Genomic DNA, 16014 nt, shown 5'->3' with positions numbered 1-16014 from the left:
GTTGGATCAGTCAGTATCTTTGTTGACTGATACCCTGCATTCGCGAGCAAGCCCGCTCCCACATTGGTTCTAAGTCGTCATTAGAGTTTTCGCATGGCTTGATAACCAAGCAAGCGCTTGGTAATTTCGCTCCACCTCACCGTGGAGCTTGCCGATGTCTGCCTATCAGGACTACTTCGACCCCAGCCACCAATTGGTCCGCGACAGCGTGCGTCGCTTTGTCGAGCGCGAGATGCTGCCGGGGATTGAGCACTGGGAGGAAGCCGAAAGCTTTCCCCGGGAGTTGTACCTCAAGGCGGGAGCGGCGGGGGTCCTGGGTATCGGTTATCCCGAAGCCTTCGGCGGTAGCCACGAAGGTGATCTATTTGCCAAGGTTGCGGCCAGCGAGGAACTGATGCGCTGCGGCTCCGGTGGCGTGGTGGCAGGCTTGGGGTCGCTCGATATCGGTTTGCCGCCGGTGGTGAAATGGGCCAGGCCCGAGGTGCGCGACCGGGTGGTGCCCCAAGTGCTGGCCGGCGAAAAGATCATCGCCCTGGCAGTCACAGAACCGGGCGGTGGTTCCGATGTGGCCAGCCTGCAGACCCGCGCCGTTCGCGACGGTGACCATTATCGCGTCAGCGGCAGCAAGACCTTCATTACCAGCGGCATCCGCGCCGACTTCTACACCGTCGCCGCACGCACCGGTGGGCCGGGCTTTGCCGGGATCAGCCTGCTGCTGATCGAAAAAGACACTCCCGGTTTTACCGTCGGCCAGCCCCTGAAGAAAATGGGCTGGTGGGCGTCGGACACGGCTGAATTGTTCTTCGACGATTGCCGAGTGCCCGTAAGCAACCTGATCGGCGCCGAGAACATGGGCTTTGCCTGCATCATGGGCAACTTCCAGAGTGAACGCCTGGCCCTGGCATTGATGGCTAACATGACTGCGCAGATGGCGCTGGAGGAAAGCCTGAAATGGGCTGCCGAGCGCGAGGCTTTCGGCAAACCCATCGGCAAATTCCAGGTGATCAAGCACCGGCTGGCAGAAATGGCCACCGCCGTGGAGGTCTCCCGGGAATTCACCTACCGCCAGGCGGCAAAAATGGCGGCTGGCATCAGCGTGATCAAGGAGATATCCATGGCCAAGAACCTTGCCACCGACACCGCCGACCGCGTCACCTATGACGCGGTGCAGATCCTCGGGGGCCAGGGGTATATGCGTGGCAGCCTGGTGGAGCGGCTGTATCGCGACAACCGCATCCTGTCCATCGGTGGCGGCACCCGCGAGGTGATGAATGAAATCATCAGCAAGCAGATGGGCTTGTGATCTTTAGTGCCTTTCAGCGCCTCATCGGGGGCAAGCCCCCTCCCACATTTTGATCTGTGAACCGGTCAAGTGTGGGAGGGGGCTTGCCCCCGATGGCATCAGCCCAGGCAACCGTTATTGTTCAGTCAGCGCAAACTGCGTCAGGCAGAACGTTGGAATTCCCATGTCTTCCAAACGTTGCGACCCACCCAGCTCCGGCAAATCAATGATCGCCGCTGCCTCGAAGATCTTCGCGCCCATGCGGCGTACCAGGTTCGCCGCCGCGATCAGGGTGCCGCCGGTGGCGATCAGGTCATCGAACATCAACACCGAGTCGCCTTCGCACAGGCTGTCGGCGTGCACTTCCAGGAAGGCCTCGCCGTACTCGGTCTGGTAACCCTCGGCCAGCACGTCAGCGGGCAGCTTGCCCTGCTTGCGGAACAGGATCAGCGGTTTGTTCAGTTGGTAAGCGATGATCGAACCGATCAGGAAACCCCGTGCATCCATCGCACCGATATGGCTGAAATCGGCCTCGACGTAGCGCTGGGCAAAGGTGTCGGCCACCAGGCGCAGGGCTCGGGGCGATTGGAACAGCGGCGTGATGTCACGAAAGATCACCCCCGGCTTGGGGAAGTCGATGACGGGACGGATCAGGGATTTGATGTCGAACGAATCGAAGGTCATCGTCGAAGAGTCCTGGGGCTGGAAACGGACTCGAAGTATACCTGCGGCCTCGCCGGTTGGCGCGGCCGCAAGTGTCTGCGTCAACCTTCCAGGGAACCACCGGCCAGCGCGCACAACTGGATCGGGTCGAGGATATGCACTTCCTTACCTTCGGCGGCGATCAGCTCGTTCTGCTGGAAACGGGTAAATACGCGGGACACGGTTTCCACCGCCAGGCCCAGGTAGTTGCCGATTTCGTTGCGCGACATGCTCAGGCGGAACTGGTTGGCCGAGAAACCCCGAGCACGGAACCGCGCCGACAGGTTGACGAGGAAAGTCGCGATGCGTTCGTCGGCAGTTTTCTTCGACAACAGCAGCATCATTTGCTGGTCGTCACGGATCTCGCGGCTCATCACGCGCATCAACTGGCGGCGCAGTTGCGGCAATTGCAGGGCCAATTCGTCCAGGCGTTCGAAGGGGATTTCGCAGACGGATGTAGTCTCCAGCGCCTGGGCCGAAACCGGGTGGATCTCGGTGTCCATGCCCGACAAGCCCACCAGTTCGCTGGGCAGGTGGAAACCGGTGATCTGTTCTTCGCCGCTGTCGCTCAGGCTGAACGTCTTCAATGCACCCGAACGTACTGCATAAACGGAATCGAACTTGTCGCCCTGGCGAAACAGGAACTCGCCTTTTTTCAGCGGGCGACCACGTTTAACGATCTCGTCCAGCGCATCCATGTCTTCCAGATTCAACGAAAGTGGCAAGCAGAGGGGGGCCAGGCTGCAATCCTTGCAATGAGCCTGGCTGTGAGCGCGCAGTTTGACTGGCTCGGACATTTCTTAAATCCTTGTGGGAAAACACACATAAGACGTAAGGGTAACGCACTGGGGGGCGGTGAGGCCAGCGTGTACAAAAAACCAGCAACGGTATAAAGAATTTTGTGTCGTCGCCGATACAAAGTCACGAACCCTTGAGCTTGGAGGCTCGATTCATGATTTCCATCGGTGCAATGAACTCTGCAAGCGCTCAGGTGCAGTCCTTCGCGGAGCCGAAAGACCTGGTGGCAGAGGCCAAGCTCGCCAAGGCTGCCAAAGAGCTCAAGGACGCTACTGAAGCGCCGTTGCGGGAGAAAAAGGACGAGGAGGGGGTGAAGGTGACCTTTTCCGGTGCTGCCTTGAAAGCCCTGACGGAGGCCAAGAAACCCAATAAAGACATCGAAGACAGCGGTCTGCCGGACAGTGTCCAGCAGGTCCTCAAGATGATTCGCAAGATCAAGCAGCAGATCGCCGAGAAGCAGGCCGAACTGCAAGCCGTGATGGCGGACAAGAGCCTCAGCCCCGACGAGGCGCGGATCAAGGTCAGCAATCTGCAAGGAGCACTCGCCCAGTTGCAGGCGAGCCTGGTGACTGCCCAAACCTCCCTGGCCAAGGCCATGAAAGGCCTCAGCGGAGAAGACGCGTTGAAGGCTGGCTCCCTCGCTATGGCGTAGGGTGTTTCAGATCACCCGCGAAAACCGTTGCCTGTTCTGATGCTCCAGGTAGGCATCGAACACCATGCACACCGAACGCACCAGCAGGCGCCCTGCCGGCAGTACCCGAATGGCCTGGGCGTCGAGTTCGATCAGGCCATCCTCGGCCATGGCCTCCAGTTGCGGCCAGATCTCGGCAAAATACCCGCGAAAATCAATGGTGAACGCCTGCTCGATCTTGTCGAAGGCCAGGCTGAAATTGCAGATCAACTGCTGGATCACTTCCCGGCGCAACCGGTCGTCCGTGGTGCAGACCAGACCGCGGCTGGTGGCCAGTTGCGCACCGGCCAGGGTGTTCTGGTAGACGTTGAGGTCACTGCTGTTCTGGCAGTACAGGTCGCCGATCTGGCTGATGGCCGACACTCCGAGCCCGATCAAGTCGCAATGACCGTGGGTGGTGTAGCCCTGGAAATTGCGCTGCAGGGTGCCTTCTTCCTGGGCGATGGCCAGTTCGTCGTCGGGCAGGGCGAAGTGGTCCATGCCGATGTAGCGGTAGCCGGCCTGGGTCAGTTGCTCGATGGTGGTTTGCAGCATTAGTAGTTTTGACGCCGGGGACGGCAATTCATCGGTGTTGATGCGCCGCTGGGGCATGAAGCGTTCCGGCAGGTGGGCGTAGTTGAACACCGACAAACGGTCGGGCTGCAGCCTGATTACCTCTTCCACGGTGCGTGCGAAGTTGATCGGCGTTTGCTTGGGCAGGCCGTAGATCAGGTCGATATTGATCGAGCGAAATTGCAGGGTACGTGCCGCATCGATCACCGCGCGGGTCTCTTCCAGGCTTTGCAGGCGGTTGACCGCCCGTTGCACCTCGGGGTCGAGGTCTTGCAGGCCGATACTCACGCGGTTGAAACCCAGCTCGCGCAGCAGGCCCATGGTGGCCCAATCCGCTTCGCGTGGGTCGATCTCGATGCCGTAGTCGCCGGAATCGTCATCCACCAGATTGAAGTGCTGGCGCAGGCAGCTCATCACCTGGCGCAATTCGTCGTGGCTGAGAAAGGTCGGGGTGCCGCCACCGAAGTGCAGCTGTTCCACCGGTTGTCTGGGGTCGAGGTGGCACGCCACCAGCTGTATTTCCTGCTCCAGGCGTTGCAGGTAGGCCTGGGCGCGGCCACGGTCCTTGGTGATGACCTTGTTGCAGGCGCAGTAGTAGCAGATGTTCGCGCAGAACGGCACATGCACATACAGCGACAGTGGCCGCAGCGCCTTGCGGCTGTCGCGCAGGGCGTGGAGCAGGTCGAAGGTGCCGACCTGGCTGTCGAATTGTACGGCGGTAGGGTAGGACGTGTAGCGCGGTCCCGCCAGGTCGTAGCGGTGAATCAGATCGGTATCCCAACGAATGGCGTCGAGCATGCGGGCGTTCCCCCGGATAGGCTAGTGGGCCGAGTCTAGGGGCGTGGCGGGGATGGCATCTTGATTTGCATCAACGGGGAGCGGCGCTATGCCACATGGCGATTTAGTGGCCCATCAACCAGTGCTGGTGCGGGCCGGGCAACGTCCAGATACCGAAGAGTATGACCAGCACGCCACCGGTCATCCGCACGCTGCGTTTGCGCAATAATGCAGTGACCCGTTCTGCGGCCAGGCCGGTAGCCAACAGCACCGGCCAGGTCCCCAGCCCGAACGCCAGCATCAGCAACCCGCTGTCCAGAGCATTGCCCTGGCTCGCTGCCCATAGCAGCGTACTGTAGACCAATCCGCACGGCAACCATCCCCACAGCGCGCCCAGCAGCAATGCACGCGGTACGTTGGACACGGGCAGCAAACGGTTGGCGACCGGCTGTATATAGCGCCATAGGCCGCGTCCGAGGCTTTCGATACGGGTGAGGCCGCTCCACCAGCCCGCCAGGTACAGGCCCATGCTGATCAATAGCAGGCCGGCGAGCACGCGCATGAACATCGCCGCCGGGCTGTTCGCCACGGCCCAGCCGGCGAGGCCGATCAACACACCGGCCGCGGCGTAGCTGAGGATGCGCCCCAGGTTGTAGGCCAGCAGCAGTTGAAACCTGCGGCCGCGTTGCTCCTTGGGGATCGCCAGGGTCAACGCGCCCATCAGCCCGCCGCACATGCCCAGGCAATGGCCGCCACCGAGCAGGCCGAGGATCAGCGCAGAGACCAGTAGCGGCGCCAGCTCAAGCATGGGGCGGGTCTTTGGGTGGTTGTTCGGGGTGGTTGGCCTCTTCGACGCCAGCCAGGTGGTTCGGGTCCTGATCGTCGAACAGCACGCTATGGGCCGGGCCGTCGAGGTCGTCGTACTGGCCGCTGTCCACGGCCCAGAAGAAGATGTAGATGGCCACGCCCACCAAGAGCAGCGCCGCCGGGATCATCACGTATAAAGCTGGCATCTGCACTCCATGCCCGCGCGGCTCACACCGGCAGCGGGCGGGTTATTGAGGGGGCTCGGGCGGCCGGCGCGCTCGGCAGGCGAGTCAGGCGCAGGGCATTGAGCACCACGGTCAACGAACTGAGGGACATGCCGATCGCCGCCCAGATGGGAGTGATCCAGCCCAGGGCGGCAAACGGCAGCATCAGGCCATTGTACAGCCCGGCCCACAGCAGGTTTTCAATGATTACCCGGCGGGTGCGCCGCGCCAGAGTAAAGGCTTGCACCAAGGCGTCCAGGCGGTTGGACAGCAACACCGCATCGGCGCTGGTCTTGGCCAGGTCGGTGGCCGTGCCCATCGCCACGCTGATGTCCGCGGCGGCGAGTACCGGCACATCGTTGACGCCATCGCCAAGCATCAGCACCTTGCGACCTTCCTTGTGCAGTTGCTGAAGAACTTGCAGCTTGTCATCCGGGCGCAGGCCGCCGTGAGCCTCGTCGATACCCAGCTCGGCGGCGACGCTGGCGACCATCGGCGAACTGTCCCCGGACAGCAACAGCGTGCGCCAACCCCGCGCCTTGCACGCGGCCAGCAGGGCAGGGGCATCACTGCGCAGGCGGTCGTCGAGCACGAACCAGGCCAGGGCGCCGTCGCGGTCGCCGAGCAACAGCCATTGGCCGCAAACTTCCGGCGCCGCAGGGATCGGACAGCCACTGAGCTCGCAGACGAAACCCGGTTGGCCAATACGCAATACGCGCTCGCCGACGCGACCTTCAAGGCCCAGTCCTGGCGAACTGATGACCTCATCGGCGGCCAATGGCGCACGCCCAAAGGCGCGGGCAATCGGGTGTTCGGAGCGGTTCTCCAGGGCGGCGGCGAGGCTCAGGCACAGGTCGGTGCTCAAGGACCCCAAGGGCCGGATGGCTCTCAACGCCAGGCGCCCTTCGGTGAGAGTGCCGGTCTTGTCGAAGATCACCGTGTCGATCTGGTTGAGCCCTTCCAGCACATGGCCGCGCGTCAACAGCAGCCCGAGTTTGTGCAAGGTACCGGTGGCGGCGGTGAGGGCGGTGGGTGTGGCGAGGGACAACGCGCAGGGGCAGGTCGCCACCAGCATCGCCAGCACAATCCAGAACGCCCGCGACGCATCCAGTTCCCACCACAGCAGGCCGATCAGCGCGGCGGCGATCAGCGAGCACAGCAGGAACCACTGCGCGGCGCGGTCGGCAATCTGCGCCAGGCGTGGTTTATCGGCCTGGGCGCGTTCCAGCAGGCGCACGATAGTGGACAGCCGCGTGTCATGGCCCAGGGCGCGCACTTCGACGGTCAATGCGCCCTCGACATTCAGCGTGCCCGCCGTGACCGTGTCGCCAGTCTGGCGCGGTTGCGGCAGGTACTCACCGGTGAGCAGGGATTCATCGATGCTTGATTGGCCGTCGAGGATCACCCCATCCGCCGGCAGCACGGCGCCGGGGTGCACCAGCACGCGGTCGCCCAGCGTCAGTTCGGGGAGCAGGATGCGCTCGCTCTGGCCATCGACCTTGAGGCGCAGGCACGAGGCGGGCAGCAGGTTGACCAACTGCGCCGTTGCGGCTGCCGTGCGTTCCCTGGCGCGACGCTCCAGGTAACGGCCGGCCAGCAGGAACAGCGCAAACATGCCCACCGCATCGAAGTACAACTCGCCCACGCCGGTGATTGCGGTCCAGATGCCGGCCAGGTACGCGCCGCCGATGGCCAGGGACACCGAGACGTCCATGGTCAGGTGGCGCGTGCGCAAGTCGCGCAGGGCGCCCTTGAAAAATGGTGCGCAGCTGTAAAACACGATGGGTGTTGTAAGAAACATCGCCACCCAGCGCAGGATCACATGCAGCTCGGGGCTCAGGTCAATGTTGAATTCCGGCCAGGTAGCCATGGTTGCCATCATTGCCTGGAACCACAGCAATCCGGCCACGCCCAGTTGGCGCAGGGCCAGGCGGTTTTCGCCGGCCAGTTGCTCGGCGGCGCGATCCGCCTGATAAGGGTGAGCGGCGTAGCCGATATGGCGCAGTTCACCGAGCAGTTGGCTCAGCGGCAGTTGCCCATCGGCCCAACGTACGTGCAGGCGGTGGTTGGACAGGTTCAACCGCGCCTCGGCCACGGCGGGCAGGCGGCGCAGGTGCTTTTCGATCAGCCAGCCGCAGGCGGCGCAACTGATGCCTTCCATCAGCAGGGTGGTTTCGGCCAGCTCGCCTTCGTGGCGCACAAAGGGTTTCTGCACGTCGGCGCGGTCATACAGCGCCAGTTCATCTACCAGTTGCACCGGTAATGCCTCGGGGTTGGCCGAGGCTTCGCTGCGGTGCTGGTAATAACTTTCCAGGCCACCGGCCACGATGGCTTCGGCCACGGCCTGGCAGCCGGGGCAGCAGAGTTCGCGGCGCTCACCGAGGATGACCGTGGTGAAACGGCTACCGGAGGGGACGGGGAGGGCGCAGTGGTAGCAGGGGGTGGTCATGGCTTGGGAATCTATGGTGGCTGGTAGGGCCTCATCGGGGGCAAGCCCCCTCCCACATTTGACTGATTTCACCAATAGATATGTGTAAACCCAATCCAGTGTGGGAGGGGGCTTGCCCCCGATGCGCGAAGCGCAGGCTTTTTACTTTTTCAGGTCTTCGGCACCCTGCAACGGTTCATCACCCAGCAGCAAGTCCTTGTCGTGGCTGACTTGTTCTTCTTCGAACATGCGCCAGGTCCGGTCGCCTTCCACGCCGAGCAACTCGACGAAACGCCGACCTTCGACCTTGTCGGTGACCTGGCCGATGTAGCGGCCGGGCTCACTGTCGCTACGGGCCAGGTTGATCTTGCGGTCCTTCTCCGGCTGGGTCGGGGAAATCAGGTTCAGTTCCAGGGTTTTCGGGTTGCTGTAGCCGGTGAGGTTGACCTCGACTTCACCGGTCAGCTCATCCAGGTGCACTTTGGCGCGCAGTTGCAGGGTCTGGGCCAGCAGCTCGCGGTCCAGGGAGCGGTTGATGCCTTTGCCGGCCTCGTAGTAGTTGTCATTGACCAGATTGTCCGGGTTGTTCACCGCGATGGTCACCATGGACAGGGTCAAGGTCACCGAACAGGCGAGGATGCCAATGATGATCCAGGGCCAGAGGTGCTTGTACCAAGGGCTTGCGGCAGTGGCTACGGACATTGTTCGGTTCCCTGTTAGCGGACTTGTGGGCCGATGAATCGGCTCTTGGCTTCAATATGGACGCTGGCGTCATCGGCATCGGTGAGGATGAATTTCACCTCGTTGGTGCTCGACGGCAATTGTTCCGGCGCACTCGACAGCTCCACCGGCATGCTGACGATATCGCCGGCCGCCACCTTGATCTCGCGCCGACCCTGCAGCTTGAGGTCGGGCAGGCCGGCGGCATCGAGCACGTAGGTGTGGTCGCGCTGGTCCTTGTTCATGATCTTCAGGCTGTAGACGTTCTCGATGCGGCCTTCGGCGTTTTCGCGGTACAGCACGCGGTCCTTGCTCACGTCGAAACCCACCAGCGAGCGCATGAAGAACGCCGCCACCAGCAGGCTGATCATCGCCAGCAGCACCAGGGCGTAGCCGATCAGGCGCGGACGCAGCTTGTGGGTTTTCTGCCCGGACAGGTTGTGTTCGGTGGTGTAGCTGATCAGGCCGCGCGGGTAGTCCATCTTGTCCATGATGTTGTCGCAGGCATCGATACAGGCGGCGCAGCCGATGCACTCGATCTGCAGGCCGTCGCGGATGTCGATACCGGTGGGGCACACCTGCACGCACATCGTGCAATCGATGCAGTCGCCCAGGCCCTGGGCCTTGTAGTCGGTGCCTTTTTTACGCGGGCCGCGCAGCTCGCCACGGCGTGGGTCGTAGGAAACGATCAGGGTGTCCTTGTCGAACATCACGCTCTGGAAGCGCGCGTACGGGCACATGTAGATGCACACCTGTTCGCGCAGCCAGCCGGCGTTGCCATAGGTGGCGAGGGTGAAGAAACCGACCCAGAAATACGACCAGCCATCGGCCTGGCCGGTGAAGAAGTCGAACACCAGTTCGCGGATCGGCGAGAAGTAGCCGACAAAGGTCATGCCGGTGATAAAGCCGATCAACAGCCACAGGGTGTGCTTGCTGAATTTGCGCAGGAATTTGTTGGCGCCCATCGGCGCTTTATCGAGCTTGATGCGTTGGTTGCGGTCGCCTTCGGTGACCTTTTCGCACCACATGAAGATCCACGTCCACACGCTTTGCGGGCAGGTGTAGCCGCACCACACGCGACCGGCGTACACCGTGATAAAGAACAGGCCAAACGCTGCAACGATCAGGATGCCCGAGAGCAGGATGAAGTCCTGGGGCCAGAAGGTTGCGCCAAAAATAAAGAACTTACGCTCGGGCAGGTTCCACCACACGGCCTGGTGGCCACCCCAGTTCAGCCACACCGTACCGAAGTAGAGCAGGAACAGGCCGGCCCCGCCGAGCATGCGCAGGTTGCGGAACAGGCCGGTGAAGGCGCGCGTGTAGATTTTCTCTCGCGAGGCGTAGAGGTCGACGGTTTTGGCAGGCGGGGTAACGTCATGTACCGGTATCTGGTTGCTCATCATTGCATCCCACGGCGGTGGAGATTTGCCTCGGCCAGTACGTGCCAACCGGGGTCAAATGAAGGGTGTTGCAGTGGCCTAATGATACGCCCCCGGTGGTGCTGAAAGGAGGCGACCTAAGTGATCTGGATCAATTGATCTGGCAAGTATGGCCGGTTTTGGCTGGCCCAGTTCTCTGAAACACGGCGGATCCAATGTGGGAGGGGGCTTGCCCCCGATAGCGGTGGATCAGCGACAGATGCACTGTCTGACACACTGCAATCGGGGGCAAGCCCCCTCCCACATTGGTATTGCAGCGGCTTTTATTGCTCTTCAGCCTTCTTATCCCCATGGGACAAGCTGTACACATACGCCGCCAGCAGGTGCACCTTGTCATTGCCTTGCAGTTGCTCTTGCGCAGGCATCTGGCCCTGGCGGCCCCAACGGATGGTCTGTTGCAGCTGGGCGAAGCTCGAGCCGTAGATGAATGCACCCGGGTGAGTCAGGTCGGGCGCGCCCATGGCGGCGGTGCCTTTACCGGCCGGGCCGTGGCAGGCCACGCAGTTGGCGGCGAAGAGTTTCTCGCCGTTGGTCACATCAGCTTTCACGCCTTCGGGCAGCTTGCGCCCGTCGAGGTTGGTGAGCACGAATGCGGCCACATCGCTGACGCCTTGTTCCTTGAGGATATCCAGCCAGGCCGGCATCACCGCATGGCGACCCTTCATGATGGTTTCCTTGATGGTGGCCGGTTCGCCGCCCCAGCGCCAGTCGGCGTCGGTGAGGTTGGGGAAGCCATAGGCGCCCTTGGCGTCGGAACCGTGGCACACCGAGCAGTTGGAGGCGAACAGGCGGCCACCCATCTTCAGGGCTTGCGGGTCCTTGGCCACTTCTTCAATCGGCATCGACGCGAATTTGGCGAAGATCGGCCCGAACTTGGCGTCCGACCTGGCCATTTCCTTTTCCCATTCGTGCACGCCGGTCCAGCCGGTCTGGCCGTTGGCGAAGGGGGTTTGCTTGTCGGTGTCGAGGTAGTTGTAGCCCGGCAGCAGGCCTTTCCAGTTGCCCAGGCCGGGGTACAGCGCCAGGTAGCCGAGGGCGAAGACGATGGTGCCGACGAACAGCATGAACCACCACTTGGGCAGCGGGTTGTCGTACTCCTCGATGCCGTCGAACGAGTGGCCGACGGTCTCGTCGGTTTGCTCGGCGCGCTGGCCCTTGCGGGTCGACAGCAGCAGCCAGGTCAGGGCGAAGATGGTACCCAGGCTGAGGACTGTGACGTACAGACTCCAGAACGTAGTCATTCTTTGTTACTCCTAGAAGCTTGCTCGACGTGCTTGATGGCTTCGGGATCATCCGCAAAGGGCAGCAAGGTCGCGTCTTCAAACTCCGACTTGCGCTTGGGGCTGAACACCCACAACGCCAGGCCGATAAAGGCCACCATCACCACAACGGTGCCCAGGCCACGAATCATCCCGATATCCATAGATCACCGTTTGCTTTTGATGATGGTGCCCAGGCCTTGCAGGTAGGCCACCAGTGCGTCCATTTCGGTCTTGCCCTTCACGGCGGCGGCTGCACCGGCGATGTCTTCGTCGGTGTAGGGCACGCCCAGGGTGCGCAAGACTTCCATCTTCTTCGCGGTGTCCTTGCCGTCGAGCTTGTTTTCCACGAGGAACGGGTACGCCGGCATTTTCGACTCAGGCACTACGTTGCGCGGGTTGTACAGGTGCGCACGCTGCCAGTCATCGGAGTAACGCCCGCCGACACGGGCCAGGTCCGGGCCGGTACGCTTGGAACCCCACAGGAACGGGTGGTCCCACACACTTTCACCGGCGACCGAGTAGTGGCCGTAGCGTTCGGTTTCGGCACGGAACGGGCGGATCATCTGCGAGTGGCAGCCGACACAACCGTTGGCGATGTAGACGTCGCGGCCTTCCAGTTCAAGGGCGGTGCGCGGCTTCATGCCTTCCACCGGCTTGTTGGTCACGTCCTGGAAAAACAGTGGAACGATCTGGGTCAGGCCGCCGATGCTCACGGCGATGACCATGAAGAAGGCCAGCAGGCCGATATTCTTCTCGACTACTTCATGCTTCATCAGTGAGCTCCCACAACGGCGATCTTGGCGGCGGCTTCGGCTTCCACAGGGTCGGCGGCACGCACGGTGCGCCAGACGTTGTAGGCCATCAGGAACATGCCGGAGGCAAAGAATGCACCGCCCAGGGCGCGTACGATGAAACCCGGATGGCTGGCTTGCAGCGCTTCGACGAAGGAGTAGGTGAGGGTGCCGTCATCGTTGATGGCTCGCCACATCAGGCCCTGGGTGATGCCGTTGACCCACATCGAGGCGATGTAGAGCACGGTGCCGATGGTGGCCAGCCAGAAGTGCGCGTTGATTAGGCCAACGCTGTGCATCTGCGGACGGCCGAACAGTTTGGGGATCATGTGGTACAGCGCGCCGATGGAGATCATCGCCACCCAACCGAGGGCGCCGGCGTGTACGTGGCCGATGGTCCAGTCGGTGTAGTGGGACAGCGAGTTGACGGTCTTGATCGCCATCATCGGCCCTTCGAAGGTCGACATGCCGTAGAACGCCAGCGACACCACGAGGAAACGCAGGATCGGGTCGGTGCGCAATTTATGCCAGGCGCCCGAGAGGGTCATCATGCCGTTGATCATGCCGCCCCAGCTCGGGGCCAGCAGGATGATCGACATCGCCATGCCCAGGGACTGTGCCCAGTCCGGCAACGCGGTGTAGTGCAAGTGGTGGGGACCTGCCCAGATATACAGGGTGATCAGCGCCCAGAAGTGCACGATGGACAGGCGATACGAGTAAATAGGACGTTCGGCCTGTTTCGGCACGAAGTAGTACATCATCCCCAGGAAACCGGTGGTCAGGAAGAAACCCACGGCGTTGTGGCCGTACCACCACTGGATCATCGCATCGGTGGCCCCGGCGTAGGCCGAGTAGGACTTGAACAGGCTCACCGGCAACGAGGCGTGGTTGACGATGTGCAGCATCGCCGTGACCAGGATGAACGCGCCGTAGAACCAGTTACCCACGTAGATGTGCTTGGTCTTGCGCTTGACGATGGTGCCGAAGAACACCACGGCATAGGTCACCCACACGATGGCGAGCAAAATGGCAATGGGCCATTCCAGCTCGGCGTATTCCTTGGTGGTGGTGTAGCCCAGCGGCAGGGTGACGATGGCGCCGACGATGACCGCTTGCCAACCCCAGAAGGTGAAGGCCGCAAGGCTGTCGGAGATCAGTCGCGTCTGGCAGGTTCGCTGCACGACATAGTAGGAGGTGGCAAACAGTGCACATCCGCCGAAGGCGAAGATCACCAGGTTGGTGTGCAGCGGGCGCAGGCGGCCAAAGGTCGTCCATGGCAAACCGAAATTCAATTCCGGCCAGACCAGTTGCGAGGCGATGAACACCCCGAGCCCCATGCCAAGGATCCCCCAGACCACCGTCATGATGGCGAACTGGCGGACTACCTTATAGTTATAAGCAGTCGGACTGATTGCTGTGCTCATTCTAAGGTTCCACGGTTTAGGTTTTTTTATAGGTAAAATCGGCCGCAAGTATGTAGAAAGCGAGGGGTCATTGCAACGCAATGACTGACCTGTATCAATGCGTTCCACGCCAGATTCTGCGCCCTTTCCATGTTTGGTGTAAGGACAAAATCGGAAATCGAAAGCTGATCGATTGGACAGGAAAATTCAGGGGTCGCAACGAATGTCGTCGCGTACGCCAGGATTGGTCCGCTGTAGGAACAAGCGTAGACCCGAAAGTGAGGGGGGGAAAGTTGTGCTTTGGAAGGGTGTGACACTTGGTCGCGTACAGCACCAGGGTTGCCGCCCCAAAATGGGGCGGCGATCGGCGGTTATTGCGCTTGGCTTTCTGGCGTTGCGCCATCAGCGTTGTGGGACAGGCTGTAAACATAGGCCGCCAGCAGGTGCACCTTGTCATTGCCTTGCAGCACTTCCTGCGCCGGCATCTGGCCTTGGCGGCCGTGGCGGATGGTCTGCTGCAACTGCGCAAGGCTGGTGCCGTAGATGTAGCCGGCCGGTTTGGTCAGGTCGGGCGCGCCCATGGCTTCCATGCCGTGGCCTTCGGGACCGTGGCAGGCAACACAGGTGGTGTTGAAGGCCGCCTGGCCGGCAGCCACATCGGCGCTGCTGTCGGCGGGCAGGGGCAACTTGGCCAGGTCGTGGCGGACAAAGGCCGCAACGTTTTTCACACCCTCATCGCCGAGCATGTCACCCCAGGCCGGCATCGCCGCGTGGCGGCCGTTGAGGATGGTGGTCTTGATCGCCTCGGCCGAACCGCCCCAGCGCCAGATGTTGTCCGCCAGGTTCGGGAAACCAAACGCGCCCTTGGCGTCCGAGCCGTGGCACACCGCGCAGTTGGAGGCGAACAGGCGACCGCCCATTTTCAGCGCTTGCGGGTCTTTGGCCACTTCTTCCACGGGCATGGCCGAGAATTTGGCGAAGATCGGCCCGAACTTGGCGTCGGCCTTGGCCATTTCCTTGTCCCATTCCTTGGCCTGGGTCCAGCCGTCTTCATAGCCCGGCAACACGCCTTTCCAGTTGCCCAGGCCCGGGTAGAGGATCAGGTAGCCGACCGCGAACACCAGGGTGCCGGCGAACAGCATGAACCACCACTGGGGCAGCGGGTTGTCGTATTCCTCGATACCGTCGAAGGCGTGGCCCATGGTCTGGTCGACGCTGCCCTTGGTCTCGCCCTTACGGGTGCCGACCAGCAGCCAGGTCAAGCCGATCAGGCTGCCGAGGGTCAGTACGCAGATCCATGTACTCCAGAATAGGGTCATGGCCGGGTGCTCCTTATTGCAGGCTCTTCTTGAGCGTCGGATGGAGAGGGTTCATCGGCGAAGGGCAGCAGGCGCGCCTGCTCGAATTCCGCATTGCGCCGGTTGTTGAACACCCACAGCGACAGGCCGATAAAGGCGATGGCGACCACCAGCGTGCCGAGGCCGCGGATGGTGCCTGCATCGAATTCAAATCCCATGGCTCACCTCTTGCTCTTGATGGCAGTGCCGAGCACTTGCAGGTACGAAACCAGCGCGTCCATCTCGGTCTTGCCCTTGAGGCTGGCCACGGCGCCACTGATGTCGTCGTCGGTGTATGGCACGCCGAGCGTGCGCATCACTTTCAACTTGGTCTCGGTGTGGCTGCTGTCGACGGCGGCGGTGACCAGCCATGGATAGGCCGGCATTTTCGACTCGGGCACCACGTTGCGCGGGTTGTACAGGTGCGCGCGGTGCCAGTCGTCCGAGTAGCGTGCGCCGACGCGGGCCAGGTCTGGGCCGGTGCGCTTGGAGCCCCACAGGAACGGGTGGTCCCACACGCTTTCACCGGCGACCGAGTAGTGGCCGTAGCGTTCGGTTTCGGCACGGAAGGGGCGGATCATCTGCGAGTGGCACTGTACGCAGCCCTCGCGGATGTAGATGTCACGGCCTTCCAGTTGCAGCGCGGTGTAGGGTTTCATGCCCTCCACCGGCTTGTTGGTCACGTCCTGGAAGAACAGCGGGACGATCTGGGTCAGGCCGCCGATACTCACGGCGAGCACCATGAGCAGCATCAGCAGGCCGACGTTCTTTTCAATCGTTTCGTGTTTCATCACAGACTCC

17 protein-coding genes are annotated in these 16014 nt (G+C 62.0%); 2 read left to right on the top strand and 15 right to left on the bottom strand.

Going from position 1 to position 16014, the window contains the following annotated elements; all coding sequences use genetic code 11:
• Positions 1-154: 154 nt before the first annotated feature.
• Complete coding sequence (locus tag ACZ445_RS22480; RefSeq protein ID WP_464707589.1) at positions 155-1303, top strand: acyl-CoA dehydrogenase family protein; 1149 nt, start codon at positions 155-157, stop codon at positions 1301-1303.
• A 114-nt stretch (positions 1304-1417) separates the two neighbouring features.
• Here the strand turns inward: ACZ445_RS22480 and ACZ445_RS22475 are convergent, their stop codons facing one another.
• Positions 1418-1966: an adenine phosphoribosyltransferase gene (locus ACZ445_RS22475; RefSeq protein ID WP_058427341.1), complete on the bottom strand. Its 549-nt coding sequence runs from the start codon at positions 1964-1966 to the stop codon at positions 1418-1420.
• 80 nt (positions 1967-2046) lie between these two features.
• Entirely contained in the window at positions 2047-2781 is a 735-nt protein-coding gene (gene fnr, locus ACZ445_RS22470; protein ID WP_058427340.1) for a fumarate/nitrate reduction transcriptional regulator Fnr, read from the bottom strand.
• Between the two features lie 155 nt (positions 2782-2936).
• Here fnr and ACZ445_RS22465 point away from each other — a divergent pair, with 155 nt between their 5' ends.
• Positions 2937-3434, top strand: a complete 498-nt coding sequence (locus ACZ445_RS22465; protein WP_058427339.1) for a hypothetical protein — start codon at positions 2937-2939, stop codon at positions 3432-3434.
• A gap of 6 nt (positions 3435-3440) precedes the next feature.
• Here the strand turns inward: ACZ445_RS22465 and hemN are convergent, their stop codons facing one another.
• From hemN to ccoO (ACZ445_RS22400), 13 genes are all read right to left on the bottom strand, one after another.
• Positions 3441-4823: an oxygen-independent coproporphyrinogen III oxidase gene (hemN, locus tag ACZ445_RS22460; RefSeq protein WP_464707588.1), complete on the bottom strand. Its 1383-nt coding sequence runs from the start codon at positions 4821-4823 to the stop codon at positions 3441-3443.
• A 103-nt stretch (positions 4824-4926) separates the two neighbouring features.
• Positions 4927-5610, bottom strand: coding sequence for a sulfite exporter TauE/SafE family protein (locus ACZ445_RS22455; RefSeq protein ID WP_093122081.1), 684 nt, complete (start codon positions 5608-5610; stop codon positions 4927-4929).
• Complete coding sequence (ccoS, locus tag ACZ445_RS22450; RefSeq protein WP_010208549.1) at positions 5603-5815, bottom strand: cbb3-type cytochrome oxidase assembly protein CcoS; 213 nt, start codon at positions 5813-5815, stop codon at positions 5603-5605. Before ccoS ends, ACZ445_RS22455 begins: the two co-directional genes overlap by 8 nt.
• Before the next feature lie 22 nt (positions 5816-5837).
• Positions 5838-8282 (bottom strand): heavy metal translocating P-type ATPase, encoded by a 2445-nt coding sequence (locus tag ACZ445_RS22445; protein ID WP_464707587.1) that lies wholly within the window; start codon positions 8280-8282, stop codon positions 5838-5840.
• A 141-nt stretch (positions 8283-8423) separates the two neighbouring features.
• On the bottom strand, positions 8424-8963 hold the full coding sequence (locus ACZ445_RS22440) for a FixH family protein (RefSeq protein WP_071491367.1): 540 nt from the start codon (positions 8961-8963) through the stop codon (positions 8424-8426).
• A 14-nt stretch (positions 8964-8977) separates the two neighbouring features.
• Entirely contained in the window at positions 8978-10381 is a 1404-nt protein-coding gene (ccoG, locus tag ACZ445_RS22435) for a cytochrome c oxidase accessory protein CcoG (RefSeq protein WP_464693824.1), read from the bottom strand.
• A 302-nt stretch (positions 10382-10683) separates the two neighbouring features.
• On the bottom strand, positions 10684-11661 hold the full coding sequence (gene ccoP, locus ACZ445_RS22430) for a cytochrome-c oxidase, cbb3-type subunit III (protein WP_058427333.1): 978 nt from the start codon (positions 11659-11661) through the stop codon (positions 10684-10686).
• Positions 11658-11843, bottom strand: coding sequence for a CcoQ/FixQ family Cbb3-type cytochrome c oxidase assembly chaperone (locus ACZ445_RS22425; RefSeq protein WP_003175465.1), 186 nt, complete (start codon positions 11841-11843; stop codon positions 11658-11660). The genes ccoP (ACZ445_RS22430) and ACZ445_RS22425 overlap by 4 nt, the downstream gene beginning before the upstream one ends.
• 3 nt (positions 11844-11846) lie before the next feature.
• Positions 11847-12455 (bottom strand): cytochrome-c oxidase, cbb3-type subunit II, encoded by a 609-nt coding sequence (gene ccoO, locus ACZ445_RS22420; RefSeq protein ID WP_003193167.1) that lies wholly within the window; start codon positions 12453-12455, stop codon positions 11847-11849.
• The gene (ccoN, locus tag ACZ445_RS22415) at positions 12455-13897 is read right to left on the bottom strand and encodes a cytochrome-c oxidase, cbb3-type subunit I (protein ID WP_058427332.1); all 1443 of its coding nucleotides are present in this window, start codon (positions 13895-13897) and stop codon (positions 12455-12457) included. The genes ccoO (ACZ445_RS22420) and ccoN overlap by 1 nt, the downstream gene beginning before the upstream one ends.
• 350 nt (positions 13898-14247) lie before the next feature.
• Positions 14248-15195 carry a cytochrome-c oxidase, cbb3-type subunit III gene (ccoP, locus tag ACZ445_RS22410; RefSeq protein WP_058427331.1) on the bottom strand — a complete coding sequence of 316 codons (948 nt, stop codon included), beginning with the start codon at positions 15193-15195 and terminating at the stop codon, positions 14248-14250.
• Positions 15192-15392, bottom strand: a complete 201-nt coding sequence (locus tag ACZ445_RS22405) for a cbb3-type cytochrome oxidase subunit 3 (protein ID WP_010208563.1) — start codon at positions 15390-15392, stop codon at positions 15192-15194. Before ACZ445_RS22405 ends, ccoP (ACZ445_RS22410) begins: the two co-directional genes overlap by 4 nt.
• A gap of 3 nt (positions 15393-15395) precedes the next feature.
• On the bottom strand, positions 15396-16004 hold the full coding sequence (ccoO, locus tag ACZ445_RS22400) for a cytochrome-c oxidase, cbb3-type subunit II (RefSeq protein WP_017735321.1): 609 nt from the start codon (positions 16002-16004) through the stop codon (positions 15396-15398).
• Positions 16005-16014: the final 10 nt, after the last annotated feature.

The sequence above is a fragment of the Pseudomonas allii genome, assembly GCF_055380095.1.
The sequence above is the reverse complement of the archived record's forward strand: the minus strand, read 5'-3'. Positions and strand labels throughout refer to the sequence as shown.

Excerpts from the sequence above, each read along its gene's own strand:
- fnr (WP_058427340.1), bottom strand. The coding sequence starts at position 2,781 with ATGTCCGAGCCAGTCAAACTGCGCGCTCACAGCCAGGCTCATTGCAAG.
- ccoP (WP_058427331.1), bottom strand. The coding sequence starts at position 15,195 with ATGACCCTATTCTGGAGTACATGGATCTGCGTACTGACCCTCGGCAGC.
- ccoO (WP_017735321.1), bottom strand. The coding sequence starts at position 16,004 with ATGAAACACGAAACGATTGAAAAGAACGTCGGCCTGCTGATGCTGCTC.
- ACZ445_RS22480 (WP_464707589.1), top strand. The coding sequence starts at position 155 with ATGTCTGCCTATCAGGACTACTTCGACCCCAGCCACCAATTGGTCCGC.
- ccoO (WP_003193167.1), bottom strand. The coding sequence starts at position 12,455 with ATGAAGCATGAAGTAGTCGAGAAGAATATCGGCCTGCTGGCCTTCTTC.
- ccoN (WP_058427332.1), bottom strand. The coding sequence starts at position 13,897 with ATGAGCACAGCAATCAGTCCGACTGCTTATAACTATAAGGTAGTCCGC.
- ACZ445_RS22440 (WP_071491367.1), bottom strand. The coding sequence starts at position 8,963 with ATGTCCGTAGCCACTGCCGCAAGCCCTTGGTACAAGCACCTCTGGCCC.
- ACZ445_RS22405 (WP_010208563.1), bottom strand. The coding sequence starts at position 15,392 with ATGGGATTTGAATTCGATGCAGGCACCATCCGCGGCCTCGGCACGCTG.
- ACZ445_RS22425 (WP_003175465.1), bottom strand. The coding sequence starts at position 11,843 with ATGGATATCGGGATGATTCGTGGCCTGGGCACCGTTGTGGTGATGGTG.
- hemN (WP_464707588.1), bottom strand. The coding sequence starts at position 4,823 with ATGCTCGACGCCATTCGTTGGGATACCGATCTGATTCACCGCTACGAC.
- ccoS (WP_010208549.1), bottom strand. The coding sequence starts at position 5,815 with ATGCCAGCTTTATACGTGATGATCCCGGCGGCGCTGCTCTTGGTGGGC.
- ACZ445_RS22465 (WP_058427339.1), top strand. The coding sequence starts at position 2,937 with ATGATTTCCATCGGTGCAATGAACTCTGCAAGCGCTCAGGTGCAGTCC.
- ACZ445_RS22445 (WP_464707587.1), bottom strand. The coding sequence starts at position 8,282 with ATGACCACCCCCTGCTACCACTGCGCCCTCCCCGTCCCCTCCGGTAGC.
- ACZ445_RS22475 (WP_058427341.1), bottom strand. The coding sequence starts at position 1,966 with ATGACCTTCGATTCGTTCGACATCAAATCCCTGATCCGTCCCGTCATC.
- ccoP (WP_058427333.1), bottom strand. The coding sequence starts at position 11,661 with ATGACTACGTTCTGGAGTCTGTACGTCACAGTCCTCAGCCTGGGTACC.
- ACZ445_RS22455 (WP_093122081.1), bottom strand. The coding sequence starts at position 5,610 with ATGCTTGAGCTGGCGCCGCTACTGGTCTCTGCGCTGATCCTCGGCCTG.
- ccoG (WP_464693824.1), bottom strand. The coding sequence starts at position 10,381 with ATGAGCAACCAGATACCGGTACATGACGTTACCCCGCCTGCCAAAACC.